Raw genomic sequence first — 427 nt, 5'->3', positions numbered from 1 at the left:
CGCCGAGCCGCTTGCCCTTGAGCGCGCCCGCCAGGGGAAGCCCGGCGTAGCTCGCCGGCCTCAGCGCCGAGGCTTTCGGAATCGGCACCCAGGGCTGCAGCCGCCAGAAATCTCCCCTCGCCTCGGCATCGTCGGCGACGATCACGTCGAGCAGTTCCAGCATGTCGGCGACGGAGCGTGTGTGCGGCACCACCACGTCCATGGTCGGCACCAGCGGCCAGTTGCCCCTGACGGAGATGACGCCGCGCGACGGCGTGTAGGCGACCAGCGCGTTGTTGGAGGCCGGCGCGCGACCGGACGACCAGGTTTCCTCGCCGAGGCCGAAAGCGGCGAAGCTGGCAGCCGTGGCGGTGCCGGAGCCGTTAGAGGAGCCTGAGCCGAATGCGGCGGGGAGATGGTTCTTGTTGTATGGGGCTTCAGCGCGGCC

1 protein-coding gene is annotated in these 427 nt (G+C 70.3%); it reads right to left on the bottom strand.

What is annotated here, in order from left to right:
• The coding region (locus EN738_RS35040; RefSeq protein ID WP_245494862.1) for an amidase family protein at window positions 1-427 on the bottom strand (427 nt) is incomplete at both ends.

It is taken from the genome of Mesorhizobium sp. M4B.F.Ca.ET.017.02.2.1, assembly GCF_003998955.1.
Lineage (GTDB): Bacteria > Pseudomonadota > Alphaproteobacteria > Rhizobiales > Rhizobiaceae > Mesorhizobium > Mesorhizobium abyssinicae.
This window is presented reverse-complemented; position numbering and strand designations above follow the sequence as displayed.